The 17,026-nt window shown below is 26.9% G+C and carries 11 protein-coding genes; 5 read left to right on the top strand and 6 right to left on the bottom strand.

Annotated elements, in window-relative coordinates; genetic code table 4:
- The first annotated feature begins 228 nt into the window (after nt 1-228).
- Both EXC36_RS03705 and EXC36_RS03700 read left to right on the top strand, forming a co-directional pair.
- A complete protein-coding gene (locus EXC36_RS03705) occupies nt 229-4,833 on the top strand; it encodes a hypothetical protein (RefSeq protein ID WP_129690480.1) in 4,605 nt (1,534 codons plus the stop codon).
- 258 nt (nt 4,834-5,091) lie between these two features.
- On the top strand, nt 5,092-7,125 hold the full coding sequence (locus EXC36_RS03700) for a hypothetical protein (RefSeq protein WP_223212148.1): 2,034 nt from the start codon (nt 5,092-5,094) through the stop codon (nt 7,123-7,125).
- A gap of 113 nt (nt 7,126-7,238) precedes the next feature.
- Here the strand turns inward: EXC36_RS03700 and dnaJ are convergent, their stop codons facing one another.
- From dnaJ to EXC36_RS03675, 5 genes are all read right to left on the bottom strand, one after another.
- Nucleotides 7,239-8,372, bottom strand: a complete 1,134-nt coding sequence (gene dnaJ / locus EXC36_RS03695; RefSeq protein WP_129690476.1) for a molecular chaperone DnaJ — start codon at nt 8,370-8,372, stop codon at nt 7,239-7,241.
- Between the two features lie 59 nt (nt 8,373-8,431).
- Nucleotides 8,432-9,097: an MMOB4860 family gliding motility internal complex protein gene (locus EXC36_RS03690; protein ID WP_129690474.1), complete on the bottom strand. Its 666-nt coding sequence runs from the start codon at nt 9,095-9,097 to the stop codon at nt 8,432-8,434.
- A gap of 367 nt (nt 9,098-9,464) precedes the next feature.
- On the bottom strand, nt 9,465-10,550 hold the full coding sequence (locus EXC36_RS03685) for a hypothetical protein (protein ID WP_010925532.1): 1,086 nt from the start codon (nt 10,548-10,550) through the stop codon (nt 9,465-9,467).
- Nucleotides 10,551-10,682: 132 nt separating this feature from the next.
- The gene (locus tag EXC36_RS03680) at nt 10,683-11,765 is read right to left on the bottom strand and encodes a zinc-binding metallopeptidase family protein (protein ID WP_041364497.1); all 1,083 of its coding nucleotides are present in this window, start codon (nt 11,763-11,765) and stop codon (nt 10,683-10,685) included.
- A 7-nt stretch (nt 11,766-11,772) separates the two neighbouring features.
- Nucleotides 11,773-12,480 carry a hypothetical protein gene (locus EXC36_RS03675; protein ID WP_129690471.1) on the bottom strand — a complete coding sequence of 236 codons (708 nt, stop codon included), beginning with the start codon at nt 12,478-12,480 and terminating at the stop codon, nt 11,773-11,775.
- Nucleotides 12,481-12,516: 36 nt separating this feature from the next.
- On the opposite strand from EXC36_RS03675, the gene EXC36_RS03670 reads away from it, so the two are divergent.
- The 3 genes from EXC36_RS03670 (at nt 12,517) to EXC36_RS03660 (ending at nt 15,385) form a co-directional block, all read left to right on the top strand.
- Nucleotides 12,517-13,122, top strand: a complete 606-nt coding sequence (locus tag EXC36_RS03670; RefSeq protein ID WP_129690469.1) for a chromate transporter — start codon at nt 12,517-12,519, stop codon at nt 13,120-13,122.
- Nucleotides 13,122-13,781, top strand: coding sequence for a chromate transporter (locus EXC36_RS03665; protein ID WP_010925528.1), 660 nt, complete (start codon nt 13,122-13,124; stop codon nt 13,779-13,781). The genes EXC36_RS03670 and EXC36_RS03665 overlap by 1 nt, the downstream gene beginning before the upstream one ends.
- A 239-nt stretch (nt 13,782-14,020) precedes the next feature.
- The gene (locus EXC36_RS03660) at nt 14,021-15,385 is read left to right on the top strand and encodes a M17 family metallopeptidase (RefSeq protein WP_129690467.1); all 1,365 of its coding nucleotides are present in this window, start codon (nt 14,021-14,023) and stop codon (nt 15,383-15,385) included.
- A gap of 71 nt (nt 15,386-15,456) precedes the next feature.
- On the opposite strand, the gene EXC36_RS03655 is transcribed toward EXC36_RS03660, so the two are convergent.
- Nucleotides 15,457-16,659, bottom strand: a complete 1,203-nt coding sequence (locus EXC36_RS03655; RefSeq protein WP_041363864.1) for an IS3-like element IS1138B family transposase — start codon at nt 16,657-16,659, stop codon at nt 15,457-15,459.
- Nucleotides 16,660-17,026 lie beyond the last annotated feature (367 nt).

Here is a 17,026-nt window from a genome sequence, read left to right as displayed (position 1 = left end):
TGTTTTTTAATTTTTTTAAAGAATTTTATATTAATAATATGTTGAAGAAAATGTATTGTTTCATGATTCGTTTAAATGCTCTATTTTTGTCAGGTTTCGATAAACAAAGTTCAATCTTTTATTTTTACTTTTAAAAATAAAATAATAAAATTTATATGAGACTTATTTAATAAATGGATATAAAAGGAAAAATATGAAAAAAATAAAAAAATTACATTAAGTGTATTAATGTTTTCAGGGATTGTTTTAACTCTTGCAGTTCTTGTTTCATGCACGGGCATTGATATAACAAATACAAAAAGCAAGAGGCAATTATCAAATCAAACTAACTTTAGCAATGAAAATTCTAAAGTTGCAAATGAACTAAAGAATAACGCAAAAACTTTAGGTAATTCAAATACCACAAACAAAGAAGCATTAGGATTACAAAAATCAACTAAGACAGCTACTAGGCAAGAACAATCTAGTGGTCTACAAACTCAAGATGCAAAAAATACCAAAAGCAAAGAGTTAGCAGAATCACAAGTTGGAACTAGTGTAAATAATGAAGAAAAAAACTTTCGCATTTTAGAAGCTAAAAATACCAAAAATACTAAAGACAAGCCATCAGCAAAATCACAAAATTTAGATACAAGCCAAGATCATCTTAAAAACTCACAAAAATCAAATATCTCAAATATTAAAAATGAACAATCAAAGAAATTGCAAACTCTAAATAACAAAGAGGAACACTCTGCCAATTTACAAACTCAAAATATTTTAGAAAGCGAAAATACTCAACAAGATCTAGATAAACCGAATAATTCAAACAAGGAAGAAAAAGAACTTAAAAATGTTTTGTCTTTTAATAAACAAGAGGCTGTCAAAGATGGTAGTTTTGAATTTTATTTCAAAGAAATAGTTTCAAAACTTAAAGAATCAAAAATAAATTATGATAAAAAAGTTGATGAGATAACTTTAGATAAAACTTTTGCTGATTTTTCATTTGAGCAATATATTGAAAAAATTAAAGATCTATTTAAAATGGCTTCAACCATCAAAGATACTTATCAAACAAATAAAATCTTTTTAACTAATGATGAATATATTAAAAAAAATAATGAATCAAATTTAAAAGATAAAAAATGATTTAGTAATAATTTTGAAAATGAAATATATAAGTATTTTTTAGAAAAATTAGATGCTTTGGTTGAAATTCAAGCCTTGCATAAGCAATATTTAGAAAAAAATGAAATTATTAAAACTGGAGAAATTGTAGATAAAGTTGCTGCTTTTATTAAATCACGTGAACTTAAAAGCAAAGCTAAAGGATTACTTTTTTCAAAAGATCAAAGTGCAAAAATTACTCAATTAATTAATCATATTTTAAGTAGATATTTTCCTGAAGCTCCTGAAAATCTAGAGTTAAGCAAAGCAAAAATGGGACTAATTAATGAGTTAAAACCAGAAATTTATGTTGAAAAAGAAGGTGTAGAAATTGCTTATCCAACTCTTCAAGATGCAATTTCAAATGCTCAAGATGGACAAAAAATCTTTCTAAATAAAAATTTAAAATTAGACAAAAGTATTGTTGTAGATAAAAACATAACTATTTTTGCAAAATCTAATGTAACCATTACAAGAAAAGATTCATCAAAAAGCTTTACAATGTTTATTGTTCAAAAAGGAGCCTTGACTTTTGAAATAGCTGAGCCCTCAAGTCAAAGCATTAATTTAAATGGTCTTGGAACTAGTTTTAAAGATGAATCTTCTTTGGTAAAAATTGAAAAAAACGCTAAATTAGTTGCAAAAACGGGAACAGCTTTTATAAACTCTAAAAGTTTTAGTAAATATGGATCTGTTTTTGAAAATTATGGAAGTGTTGTAATCGAGGGAGCTAAAATTTGAAACAACGTCTCTGAATCTGGAGGGATAATTAGAAATCATGTTGGCTCTTCTTTAACTTTTAAAAACGGAGAAATTAGAGATAATATTTCAACTGGAGACAAAGGAATTATTTATAGCCAAGGAAATATAGCTATTTCTGGTGGATCAATTGATGGAAACAAAAGTTTTAGATCTTCTCTAATTAATTTGGAGAAGGCTAACATTAATTTTAATAGTGGAAGCATTGTAAATAATGCATCAGTTAAAAGCATTCTTTTTGAAATTGATAATTCTAAAATTCAAATTTCAAATAATGCTCTTATTAATCCTTTTGGTTCTTCTGCAATTTTCTTAAAAAATAATTCAACAATGCACTTAGCTGGTTCTTTAGAAAAAATAAAAAAAGAAGCCTCTGAACAAAGAATTGAAGTTTTAGTAGATCTTCCTACTCAAGCAAAATTGATAAGTCCTAAAAATATTATTTCTTTAGATAATTACCAAAAACTAAGTTCTGCAATTTTTAAAATTTTTAGTGTTAAAAATATTAATGACTTCAAACATGTTCCTCTAGTTTGAAATACTAAAGAAAAATTCTTTAAATTGTGACCTGATACAAAACTATTTGTTAATTTTTATAAAACCTTGAAACAAAACCATGATCTAATTCTCCAATCAGGTGATTTTGAAAGCACTGAAAAAATTATTAAAGATGAACTTGATTTTTACTTTAGACCAACTGCAGCTGTTAAAAAATTAATCTTGACTCAACTTGTAAGAACAATTCCTAAATATCATAAATTTTGAGAAGCATTTGAATATCCAAATTTTGACTTACAAAAATGATATGAAACAATTAATGAATTAATTAGATTAGACTTTCCATATTTATTTGATATTGCTTATCCTGAATTTGTTGAAAATGGAAAAATGCTTCCAAAACCTGAGTATATACATACAAATGTAGTCAATCCTGTTCTTGAACATTTTAGAAATGAAGATGTTGCTAGAATTTGAGCAAAAATTCATGAATATCTAGTAGATAAACCACAATATAACAAAGGTTACCTGATTGACAATTTTAGATTCAAAGATCAAATTTTGGGCTATTTAACTGAAACAGAAACAATAAATGTTATTTATTTACCAGAAAATATGGACTCATCATCTAGAGTGCAAGACAAAGGCATTGATTTAAGAGAAGTTTTTCAAAATCCTAAAAATTGATCTGAGTCAAATCAAAGACAAAACACTTATGATAAAGAAGGTATTTTCATCAAAAGAGGCAATGAGTATAAAGAATATATTTCTTTAAAAACTGCAATTGATGAAGCTAAAGAAAATGAAACAATCATTATTAATGAAAATGTCGAAATTGAAAGTTCTCTAACGATTAACAAAAAAATTAACTTTACTACTTTTAAAAATGTTAACATCACAAGAAAATATCCAAATCATGCTTATGCAATTTTAGAAGTGGCTAAAGGAGGAGATTTAACTTTAGAAATTTTAAATCCTGCAAAACACTCTTTAGGAATCAATGGACTAGGAATTGATGTTAAAAATTCAGCTTTAGTTAATGTAAAACAAGGTGGAAAATTAAGTGCTAAAAAAGGTGTTAGTTTTGTTAATGCTTACTCTTCAACTTCATATTTTGCTGTCTTTTTAAATTCAGGAAAAATTCTCATTGATGGAGCTAAAATCACAGATAACTACTCAAAAAGTGCTTCTGTTTTAAGAAATGAAGGTGGAGAATTTGAATTCTTAGATGGGGTTATTGCAAATAATAGAGCTAAAAGTGATGTTGCAATTATTTATAACCATGCTGGTAAATTGAAATTAATGGGTGGAAAAATCCTTTATAACCAAACAGAAGCTAAAGGGTTGATTTGATCAAATGATGATACTTGACTTAATGCATCTCTTGATGCAAATTTCTCTTTAGACAGAAGTGCAATTCAAATGTTTAATAATGCAAAACTTCACTTATTAAAAGATGTGTTTTTTGGTCCAGAATTTACAAAACATATCATTTTATCGAATAATTCAACTCTTGAAGTTGACGATGAGTTGAAAAAACATTTTGTCAAAGATTCAAGACTTATAAATGTAGTTATTAGAGATTTTGCTCATGAGAAATTTGTATTAAAAGTTAATCACGAAAAATCAGTTGATCTTGCAGGAAAAATCTTTGATCACTTTAATTTTGTTGATGATCAAAATTCAAAGGCAGTTATTTTAGAAGCGGCTCATTTAGAATCTAAATTTAAAATAATTAATAAAGATTCATTTACAGTTCTTAAAAACCTTATGATTTTTAACGCAAAAGAGATAACTAAACATGTTGCAAACAAAGATGAAGCTGCTCTTGGGGCTTTTATGAAAAAAATAAGTACCAACTTTCATAGTCCATTTTTAGTAAAACAATTGCTTAAACATCCTCCTATTGAAATATTTGGAGCAGATGAATTTGAGGTATTAGATAGAAAGACAAAAACTTTAGAATCATTTGCAAATAGCTTGTGATCAATGAGTGAAAAAAGTTTCATCTTCGCCGGAACTGCAACTGCAATGTCAATTGGTTTTGGTGTTGCTGCATTTTTTGTAGGACCTGCATTTATTCCTAGTGCAATTGGTAGTGCAATAACCGCAACAACATTGTTTATTCAAGGAGGAGTTATTAGAAGCCAATATTATCAATTAGTTAATAGTAAAGACTGAGATAAAATTAAACATATTACTTATTCAGAGCTAGCTAACAATGGAAAAGCAGCTATAACAGCTGTAGGGGCTACAACAGCAATGTTTTGAAAAATTTTAGCAGTTGTCAAAGCTTTCCAAGCTGTTAAACTTGTATTGGAACTTGGAGCTGCAGCTACTTCTTGAAGCAATCCTTTAATTTCTATTTTAGTTACAGCAGCTGACCTTATCATTACAGGTGTTTCATTCTTAAATGGTGTTGTATTTTAAATTCAAAGAACAAAAAAACGACTTTAAAAAGCAAGTTATTTTTTGTGTCAATTAAGTAATTTAAATAGCTAAATTACTTATACTTTATGAAAATAATTTTTAAACTCTTATAAGAGCTTTTTGTTGTTTTGTCATTATAAGCTAATAAATTAGTCGTTTTTTAAAAAGCAAGTTTTAAAAACCAAATAACATAAATTAATTTTCTATTAAAATTTAAATATATATTTAGGAGAGTTATTTATTTTGTGAAAGGGAAATATGAAAAAAAATAAAAAACTTATATTAGGTGTATTGATGTTCTCAGGGATTGTTTTGACTCCAGCAATTCTTGTCTCTTGCGTTGATAATAGAGCAACAAATCCAAATAATAACAATCAATCATTGACTCCATCAAATTCTGAAAAAACAAATAATCAAGATACAGGTAAAATAAATAATAATTCACCAACTTCAAGCAAACCAAATATTGGAAACATAGAACAAGAAGGATCACAAACTCCAAATAATCCAAATGTTGAAGAGCAAAAAAGCGATAGTCCAAAAGCTCCTGATACTCAAGATTCTGGCAAAAAGCAAGAAGAAGAATTAAAATCTCCAAGTAGTCCAGATGCTGGGCAGAGTCAACCTGAAAGTCCGCAAAATCCAAGCACTCCAAATAGCGAAGATAAAGATCAAAAACCTGAAGAACCACAAGCTCCAGATAAGTCAAAAGATGAAAATCAAATGTTAGGAGAGTCACAAACTCCAGATACCCCTAATGTAGAGGACACTCAACCGGAAGCTCCGCAAAGTCCAAATCCTGAAGAGCCTAATAATTCTGAAGAAAATATGGATAGCAATTCTGACAAAGAAAAAGAGTCAAAGCCAAAGTGATGAGAAAAATCTGAAAATGCTCCAGTAGAGCTTTTAAATATAATCTCTGATGGAGAAAATCTATGATTAAACTTTAAAGATGCGTTTTCAGAAAAAATAAGTTCAACATTGACTCTTAAAAAAGAGGGCAACAATGAGGAAAAACAAATTAATTTTGAAACAGAAAAATCAAGAATACAAAAAATTAGTTTAAAAGATTTACAAACAGGTAAGTGAAAAATTTCGCAAATCAAATTTAATGCTTCTTCATATACTCCAACCTTAGATGGCAGCTTTGATTACAAATCGTCTTTTGAAGAATACAATAGAATAAAAGAAATTTTAACATCACTTAATTTTTCTGTCAAAGAGGAAAAAAAACATATACTTTCTTTTTCTGAAATGAAATCTAGTGATTTTAACTTAGGACTTCTAGCCAAAGAAGGAAATGATGTTTTTGGCTTTCCTAAAGAAACATTAGAAAGTAAGGAAATTAGTGATATTGATATGCAAATCACTTTTAGTCCAATAAAAGATGATGCCGTTGGCGAAAAAAGAAATGGAAAATTTAAAATTGAATTTTTAAATCAATCTCTTTTATTTGAAACTATTGAAAAAAATATTGAATGAAAATATAAAACTGTTGAAAAGATTATGGAAGATTTTGCCAAAGGTAAAGAACGTTACATAGAATTGGAAAATTATCTTTTAAATCATTATTTTAAAGATAAAGCAAATATCCATCCTTTCATGTTAAAAGATTTAACAACAAATGTAGATGGAAAACAAGTTAAAATAGCAGATAATAAAATTAATCTTAAAGATGGAGTTGTTGCAACTCTTAAAGGATCTAAAGGAGTAAATGATTATCAAGGAAGTGCTACTTTAATTTTTGAAGTTGATAGATATGGAAGTAAAAAACAAGTAGAAATAACTATTAATGACTTTGCAAAAGTTGCCTTCCATGAAGAAAATTATGGCGGAAATAAGAGATTACAAGATTTCGATATAAGAGCTAGTTCTAATTGACCTGGTTATCCAGCTGCACTAGCTTTTACCACTTATGCATGAAAAAAACATTACTGATCTGCAAAAAAAGGAGATAGAAATCCTTGATTAGAGTTTGGTTGAAAAAATGGTAAAAGAGACACCATTTATGGATTGGAACTTCTATTTTGAAAAGGTGATGACAGATACTATAAAAAAGATGCTTACAAAATTCAGTATAGAGAAACTGCAAATGGACCTTGAAAAAATCTAAATATTTATCCAAAGAAAGCTCAAGAGGTATTTAAAAAAGATTCCAACTATCGTCGTGATTTAATTGAAATTAAAAAAGCAAATATTAATGCTGTAAGAATTGTTTTTGTTGATGGATTAAAACCGGTATGACCTTCTATTTTTAGTTTGATGCCAATTACCAAAGTTACAAAAAAATAACTAATTTAAAATATAAAAAGTCTTGCTAAAAAGAAGTAAGACTTTTTTTATATTAAAAAAATAAGCGCCAACCAATGCTACACTTATTTTTTAATTTTAACAAGCTAATAATTTTATTTTATGCTATTAACCTTTTTAACAAAATCTTCGTTTATTGAATCGTTAGTCTCTGATAAAAGTGATTCAAGGTTTTTTTTGACTTTTGAAGAAAAATTTGGGATTTCAAATTTTAGTCTTATCTTTAAATCACCAACTCGGTTTTTTCTTTTGAAGCCTTTACCTTTAAAAGTGATGATTTGATCATTTTTAAAGGTTGATTTAATTTTTATTTTTTCATCTCCATATGGAGTGGGAACTACAACTGGTTTTTCTAAAATTAAGTTAACTATTGAAATTGGAAAATCAACGTAAATGTCATCGTTAATTCTTTGATAATAAGGGTGTTCAGTTACATAAACTCTAATGTATAAATCACCGTTGGGTCCGCCGTTAAATCCAGGTCCTCCAAAACCTCTTAAAAGAACCTCTTGACCGCTAATAACTCCAGCTGGAATTGAAATTTTTTGACTAATAGATTCTTTAATTTTTTTAGCACCTTTACAGCTTGGACATTTATGAGTAATTTCTTGACCTAAACCATTACATGTAGAACATGTAACAGATTTTTTAATTTTACCAAATAAGGAATTGACAAGCTTTTCAACACTACCTCTACCATTACATGTTGAACAAGTTTTAATATCACTTTTTGAACGAGCTCCAGTTCCATTACAACTTTCACAATCTTTATATTTATCTAATTTTTGGCTAATGACTCTTCCATGAACTGAATCTAAAAAACTAATTTTAACTTGTGTAGAATAAGACTCTCCTGGATAAGGATAGTTAGAGTTTTGTTTTGAATGAGATCTTGATCCACCAAAAAACTCTTCAAAGATTGAATCAAAGCCTCCAAAATTAGAAAAGCCGCCAAAGTTTCCAAATCCTGCGCTTCCTGCATTAAAGCCATTAAATCCAGGATTGTTAGCAGCTTCATGACCATATTTGTCATATATGGCTTTTTTTTCTGGATTTGAAAGCACTTCATAGGCTTCATTGATCTCTCGCATTTTAGCTTCAGATTCTTTTGAAGATGAACGATCAGGGTGATGTTCCATTGCTAGTTTACGATATGCTTTTTTAATTTCCTTTTCATTAGCGCTTTTGTCAATGCCTAAAATTTTGTAGTAGTCTTCTTTTTTATTCATAGTTAAACATTTTAGCACAATAAAACTTAGAGTGCTAATTTTTTAAAACTAAATTAAAACTAGATTTTTTCTAATTCTGTCTTTAAAAGTGCGTTTTTTCTTTCAACATATTCTGAAATTGAAATTAGTTTTTCAGAGAGCATTTTATCAAGAGCTTTAATTTTTCTCTCTAATGTAGAGATATTTGGATTAAAGTTTGCTTGTCTTGGCGCTTGGTATTCAAATTGTTGTGTTTTGAATTCTGGTTGATAAAAAGGATTAGCTCCTTCATTTACAACTTTTGGCTGTTGGTATTGTCCTTGATATGGGTTATTAAATTGTGCACTATTATATTGAGCATTAGGATCATAAGAAAACTGTTGAGTTTGACTTGGAACAAACTGAGGATTTCTTTGATTTGCATATGGATTATTAAATTGAGAAGTGTTATATTGAATGTTAGGATCATATGAAAATTGTTGAGTGTTCATTGGTTGAGGGCCAACTTGAGGATCATAAGCATTATTATAAACTTGTCCAACTTGAGGCATTGGAGTATTTACTGGCATTTGCCCTTGTTGAGGTGCATATCCATATTGAGCATTTGGATATGGATTTTGATTTTGCAAGTTTTGTTGATTTTGAGGATTTTGCAAAGCTTGTGGATTTTGTGGGTTTTGTGGAGTTTGAGGATTTTGGTTTATATATGGATTTGATCCTCTATTTGGTTTTCAATTATTATTCATTTTGGTCCTTTCAAATAAAGTTTGAAATTTGATTTTTTCTTAAATTTCATTTTAATTTAAATTATAAATAAGTTTATATTCTTTTAACAATTTATGTTATTAAAAAATAAGCAATTTAACAATTTTTAGACTAGATATTTTTATGATTTATCTCATTATAAAAAAAGGCTCTAAAAGCTAGTGAGATTTTTGCTGTTTTTTGATTTTCAATAAAAAAACAAGCAAGTTTTTTAAAGTGTTGCTTGTTTTTAAAATTGACTTTTTCCATCTTATTTTGCTCTTTAATATTTTAAAAATTTTCTAGTTGAATTTTCTATACAAAAGCAGGGAAAATATAAATTATTATAAAGAGTTTTTTAAGAAGTTTTTAACCATCAATTTCGCCAGTAGGTTTTATCTTTAAATTTGACATTGAATTATTGAAAGACTCTGTTTGGTCTTCTTCTTTTTTAACTTTTAAATTAGTTGAGTTTTTAAGTGATCAAGTAATTCAAATTTTTAAAAGAATGTTTTTGATAAATGAAATTATTAAATGTATTGAAAGTAAAATTGGAACAAAAAGTATTTCTAAAGTTAGGCTTTTTGTATCTTTTAAATATATAACATCTGAAGTTCAAAAAAATATACAAACAAAAAAACCAAATCAGTAAAGAAATGCTATAAAAGAACTTAACAAGTATTTGTGAAATATTGTTGTTTTTAAAGAAAGTTCTGGATTTTTATTTTCTAATAATATTGTTAAATAACTTAGTCAATTAAAACTAGCAAATCAAGATAAAACATTTCCTGTAGCTCAAAAAAATTTAGATGCACTAGAAGAGATATTTTTATTTTTTTGCTTTTTATAATTTCAACCTAGCTTTTTGCTAGGAGCAATGTTGTAATAAGGTATTTTTTCCTCTGCTATTTTAACTTCAAAGTTATCACTTGCTCTTGATCTTCAACGATTTTTTTTAATTCCTCAAAGGTATGAATGAAGATATGCATCTCATGAATTAATTGAAACAACTTCAATTGGATCTTCAATTAATTGCCCATTAGTTTTCATGTTTTCATAAACTTTTTTAATATATGAATTTCTTGTATGTATAAAAATAGGATTTAATATAAAGAAAATAACTAATGGAGAAAGTGCTCAAATAAGTAAAGAAAATTTACTATATGCAAAAGTTGCAAATCCTGTGTGTGAATGTGTCAATATTGTTCAAACTCATCATGGAATTATAAAAACAACAAAAATTAATAAAGGTAAAATCAATCTTCTAAAATAACTTTTTTTCATTTTTTTAACTAGCTCTCTATCAAATAATTTGACTTCAAGTAAACTAGAAAAAAGCATTCAGAATAAGATGTTAGAAAAGAAAGGAACTAATAAAAAATTTTTTCTAACCTTCAAATTTAAAAATTTATGCAAATGTGTAAAATCACTATCTAATAATTTTTTATCATGCATTTTGACCCCTTTTTAATGCTTTTTTGAATTTTATTTTTTTGATTTTTAATAAAGCTCAAAAATCAAAAATAAACAAAAAAGATATTCATATAAATTATATATGAATATTCTTGTTTAAGTTATTGCTAACTTTTATTTATATTTCATTTTTTCAAAAGCTTCTTTATCAAAAGATTTTAAAAATTCAACAATTAAATCTCCACAAGCTTTTAAATCAACAAGAGAAGCAACACCTATTGGTGAGTGAAGATATCTTTGAGGAATTGAGATGGTTATAGTAGCTACACCTTTTTTTCCAAACTGAAGCTCACCAGCATCAGTTCCACCACCTTGGGCTACATATTTATAAGCTGGGATGTTGTGTTTTTTGGCTAAGGCAAAAATAAATTCAACTAATTTAGGATCCATCATTGTCCCTTGATCTTGAATTCTTAGAGCAGCTCCATTACCTAATTTTTGAATTCCTTGTTTTGCTCCAAGAGTATCATGAGAAGCACATGTATCAAGGGCTATTGCTATATCAGGTTCAACAATTCCAACACTAGCTTTAGCTCCTCTTAGACCAACTTCTTCTTGAACTGTTCCAACTAAAAAAGTTTCATTTGGTAAATCAACATTTTGAATATGTTGAGCTATGTAATCTAAAACAGTAACTCCTGCTCTATTGTCCATTGCCTTACCACCGACTAAGTTGGGATCATGAAGTCTAATGGTTTGTCCACTTAAATAAACTCTATCCCCAGCACTAACTTGAAGTTGCTCTGCTTTTTCTTTTGATTCAAAACCAAAATCAGCATATAAATCATTTGTTTGAATAGCTTCTTTAAATTTAGCTGGATCCATAATGTGAATTGATGTATGACCAAAAACTCCATCATAGGTTTTTCCTGTGGCATTTACATAAAGTTTTGCTTTTGTTCCTATTACTACAGTAGGTCAAATTCCTCCAACAGCACTTAATCTAACTTGGCCATTTGTTTCAACTTCTCTAAGGGTATAACCAACTTCATCCATGTGAGCTGCAACCATAATTCTTGGAGAGTTGCTTTTTGATTTTTCGTGTTTTAAAATCAACGAACCAAGACCATCTCTAGAAGAGACAAAACCTTTTGAAATATTTTTTCTTAAAGCCTCAACAACAGGCTCTTCATATCTTGACATAGCCTCAAGTTCCATGTATTCTTTTAAACGATTAAACAGTTTTTCTTTTTCCATAATTTCCTTAAAATTGATCATTAAATTTTATTAATCGCTCTTTAATAAAATTTAAATCTTTGATTTGTTTTTTTGTTTCATTTTTAATTTTAATAGACTTTTGATAAATTAAAAATGGTCAAAACATTTTGTTTTTATATTTTGTTTTTTTACATTGATATGAGCCTAGAAAAAATAGAACATCGCTATCTTCTAAACAATTAATTATTTTAGCTAATTTGTTATCAAAACTCGAAAGAAAATCTACATATTGATCTAATTTATTATGATGATCTAAATCTTTTTCAAATTCATTTAAAATAGCTAAATTAATTGAAATTTCATTTTGATCATTAATGTAATCTATTAGATCATCAAGAAGCTCTAATTCACTTGAATGTGAATTTTGATCTAATCTATTAAAAGTCAAATTTTTACTTTTTTTAAAATCAAAAATTTGTTCAATAGCTTTATTAACTTTTTCATAAATTAAATCACTTTCAATTAAAAACTCTTGTGCTAGTGATGATTTGTTTTTGTGCTTACCAAAAAGCTTTGTTAAATTAGTAAGACCAAGCTTTTTTAAAGAAGTGATGCTAAAGTCTTGATGTAAAGAGACTTTATAAAATGAGTTGGGATTTTTATATTCTAAAGTTTTTGGTTCATGTTCTTGGGATAAACCTAAAAGTGATGTAGAAATAAAAAAAATTCTTCTGACTTTGATAATTTCCTCCATATTTAAAATAACTTATCTTAGTATAATATTGAAATTATGCAAAAAGATAAAAAGCCTAGTTTTTTTTCAGTTTTATTATTTATTTTAAAAGCTACTTTTATAGGTTTTGGTGGAGGAAATGCACTAATGCCTATTATTAAAAAAATAGCAGTTGATCAAAGAAAATGAATTAGCCAAGAAGACTTTGATAATGCCGTAATTGTAACCAATATGATTCCAGGTCCCTCCGTTGTAGAGATGCTCTCATTTGTTGCAATAAAAACAATAGGAAAAACTAAAGGAATGATAGTTACTTTGCTTGGAATATTACCTCATGTCTTAATGGCTTTTGGTTTATTTTTTGCTCTTAATAGTCTGCCTGAAAAATATGTTTATGTTTTTCATATTTCTGTTCTTTCAGTTATTTTAGCTTTGTTAATTTTGTTTGGATGAAGATATTTAAAAATGTCACAAAAAGAACTTTCTTTTCCAATTTGATTTGGCCTTTTTTCTTTTACTTTAGCTTTTTCTTTTTTTGTTCCAACTCCATATAACATAGCATCTTTAATTATGGTAGCTGTTATTGTTTTTGTTTTTATTTTTGAACTTATAAAATCAAAAATAAAAGATAAAAGAAAAAAAGATGAGGAGATAAATAACTAATGTTATTAGTTTTATTTGTCTCAAGTTTGCTTGTTTTAGTTACTGGTTTAATTGTCTTTGGTGGAGGTCAAGTTTTTATGCCTCTTTATGAGGTAATTTGAAAATTTGTTGGCAAAACATTTTCACTTAAAATTGATCAAGAATTAATTGACTATGTTTTTGTAATTAGTAATTCCACTCCTGGAGTTGTTTCAACTAAACTTGCTTTTTTTACAGGGTATATAGTTGCTAAAGGTTCAATATGAGCTTATTTTTTTGTCTTTATTACCTACTTAGTTTTTGCTCTTCCTTCAATTATCTTAATGCTTTATGCAACTAAGTTTTTTGAAAAAATTTCTAAGAATAAATACTTGAAAAATATAGTTAGTTTAATGAAACCAATAGTAGCTGGAATTATCTTTGCTTTAATTTTCCAATTATTTATTTCTTTGGTTTATCCTCAACTAAGATTTAACTCCTCAATTGATAAATATATTCACTTTGACACAGAAGGTGCCAAGAGTGTTTTTTTTACAGGTTGAAGATTAATTGCAGCTGGTTTTTTTGTTCCATCAATTATTGTTTTGTCGGTGATAGCTCTAAAAAAAAGAGTTCCACTTTTTGTGATTTTGATTGCTGCCATTGCAATAGGTTTAATTGTTTTTATGCCTTGACTATAAAAAATAAAAACAATTATTGAAATACAATATTTGTTAAAAATTTTAATTTTTTACTTTTAAAAACAAAGACTATTTTTTATTTAAAAAATTATTAAAAATAATAAGCTTTTTCATTTAAAAGTATATTTTCTTTTATGCTTTTTTGTATGTGTTATAATTGCAATAAAAGTTGTCATTTAGACAATTATATGCATGAAAATTTAGATTAATATTTATAAGTTAAAGAAAGGTTAATTATTATGTTATTAGAAAAACAAACAAGAGAAAGAAACAGTGAAATGCTTTTAAAAGCAGTTTTTGACTCAGAGGCAAAAATTGAAGGACTAATAAAAACTAAAAATGTAATTACAGAGTTTGTAGAAAAAAACGAAGCTTATGTTTTTTTAGGTAAAAAAGAAGATTTTTCAAGAGAAGTGTGAAATAGTTTTTTAGACTCTTTTATTCCATCTATGAAAAGATCATATCAACTAGATATTTTATCTTTTGAAACTCCTTCATACAAGTTAGAAGATATTATTTATGATTTATACATAAAATATGATTATATTAAAGCTGATCTTTTTAGTCATAGAAAAAAAGAAAGCGATGAAAACAAAGTTAGTTTAACTATCTGAAATAATGCTAATAGATGTTTTGCTGAAGTCTATGAAAAAGCAAAATTAATTTCATCTCTTGTTAATTTTGCAAGAGATTTACAAACAACTCCACCAAACATTTGTAATTCAGAATGAATGGCTAAAAAAGTTGAAGAAAAAGCTAAGTCTTTTGAAAATGTTGAAGTTAAAGTTTTAGATAAAAAAGCTATTGAAAAACATGGGATGAATTTACTTCTTTCAGTAAACAAAGGAAGCATGTTTGAGCCTAGAGTTGTTGTTCTTTCTTATAATGGAGATAGCTCATCAAAAGAAAGAACTTCACTAATTGGTAAAGGTATTACTTTTGACTCTGGAGGATATAGTCTAAAACCTGCTAAAAGTATGGTAGGTATGAAATATGATATGTCAGGAGCTGCTATTGTTTCTGCTGTAGTTTTTGCATTAAGTGCTTTAGGTGTAAAAAGAAATGTAAGTGCAGTGCTTGCCATTACAGACAATAGAGTAAATGGAGATGCTAATTTACCTGATTCAGTTTGAAAATCAATGAATGGAAAATCAGTTGAAATAAATAACACTGATGCAGAAGGTCGTTTAGTAATGGTAGATGCAATGACTTATGCAATTAGAGAATTAAAATCAACTGATCTAATTGATGTTGCAACTTTAACTGGAGCTATTGTTGTTGCTTTAGGTAATACATATACTGGAGTTTGATCAACAAACGATTCAAAATGAGAAAAATTAGAAAAAGCTTCTAAAGTAGCTGGAGAAAAAATTTGAAGAATGCCAATTGATGCAGAATTTGCAAAAGGTATTAAAAAATCAAGTGTTGCTGATCTAAGAAATGTTGATTACTCAGGACTAGGTGGCTCAAACTCTGCTATGATGTTTTTAAACGAGTTCAATGAAGGAGTTGATCATATTCACATCGACATAGCAGGTACTGCAAATGTTGGTGATTCATGTACTGGTGTAATGGTTAAAACTTTAGTGGAGTATTTAAAATAAATATCATTTTCTAGATTCTAAATTTTAAAATCAAGTGTAACAATTTAAACTAGGACAAAAAAAGTGACTATTTAAAAAACACTTAGAACATCTCAGCTTTGTTGAGGTGTTTTTCATTCTAAGATTGATTGTAATCTTTCATTATTGTATCAGTCAATATAATTTTGAATAATTTCTTGCAATTCTTTGAATGATAATTTTGAAATTTTTAGATCATTTAAGCACTCACTTTTGATATTTGAAAAGAAATATTCTGCTTCTCGATTATCAAGTGAATTTGCGATTCTACTCATTGAAATTATCCCATTGTTTTCTTTAATAATTTCACTATACTGATTTGATGAATATTGACTTCCATGATCTGAGTGAATTATTCACTCTTTATCAAATTTGATTTTAGAAATATGATCTAAAACTAACTTAACATCATTTCTTTTACTTAGATTTCAATTAATTATTTTCTTGCTTTGATGATGAATTGCAATCGATAAATAAACATGATTGTTAATTGCATCTTTGGGGCTTGGAATATAAGTTACATCAGTGGCAACTATGTTGTTAAATTTGCCATTGTAGTCTCTTTGAATTAGATTTTGATATTTAGTATTAAGATTTTTAATTTCATTTTTTCTTTTTGCTCTTCTAATTTTGCAAAAAAGATTTAATTTAAGCAAAATTCTACCTATTTTTCGATAGTTTATATACCTTTTATATTTATTTTGAATATAAATTTCTAATCTTTTTCTACCAAATATACCTTTGTTTTCATGAAATGATTTTCTAATAATTTCTTCAATTTCTTGATCTTTTTTCGGCTCTGCAAGTTTAGGTTTTTTTCAAGAATAATATGTTGATTTTGAAAAGAGAAATTCTTTTCATGAAATTTTAGTTAATATTTTTTCTTTATCTTTATGTTCTTTAATTTTTTTTCGAATTTCTTTTTCACTAATGTCATCAAAAATTATTCTATAAATTTTAACAATCTCTTCTAATTCTTCTCTTGTATATTCATTAACTTCTTTTCTTTTTGGTGGTCTACCGTTATTTTTTTTGTTAGCTGTAGATTTGCCAGTTTGTGAAATTAAAGATTGTTCATCTTTTTGAAAAGCAGAATATTTTTTGAAAAATCAAGATTTTACATATGTATTTTTTCAATCTTTACCAATATTTTTGTTTACTAAAAATATATATTTTTTTATATTAATTTTTCCATCATAAAATTCTTCATATAATGAAAATCATTTCTTTCATTGTTCTGGTTTTAGTTGTTTCATAAACACTCCTATTTAAAGTATATTTTAAAAAGTGTTTTTTATTTTTTTGTCCCAGTTTAATTATTTAATATTTTTATTAATAAATGTGCACTTGATTTTTTAAATCAACACTCTACACAAAGCTTAAAAAATAAAAAAAGTTTAAGAGACATTTCAAAAATCAATGCTAGCATTTTGCTTATTTATAAAGGAATAAAAAGGTATTCAAATTTGTATATTTTTTATACACAAGAAGCTAGACATATTGAATATCAATTAATAAAAAAATAAATATATATTTAAATTTTTTGTGATGATTTATCAAGATAAAATTTTGTCTATTTTAGACTAGATTATTTGGAAATTTTTATTTCTTTAAATTGTAATT

The organism is Mycoplasmopsis pulmonis (genome assembly GCF_900660575.1).
GTDB lineage: Bacteria > Bacillota_I > Bacilli_A > Mycoplasmatales > Metamycoplasmataceae > Mycoplasmopsis_B > Mycoplasmopsis_B pulmonis.
Note: the sequence above shows the minus strand (reverse complement) of the source record. Positions and strands in the feature narration are given on the sequence as shown.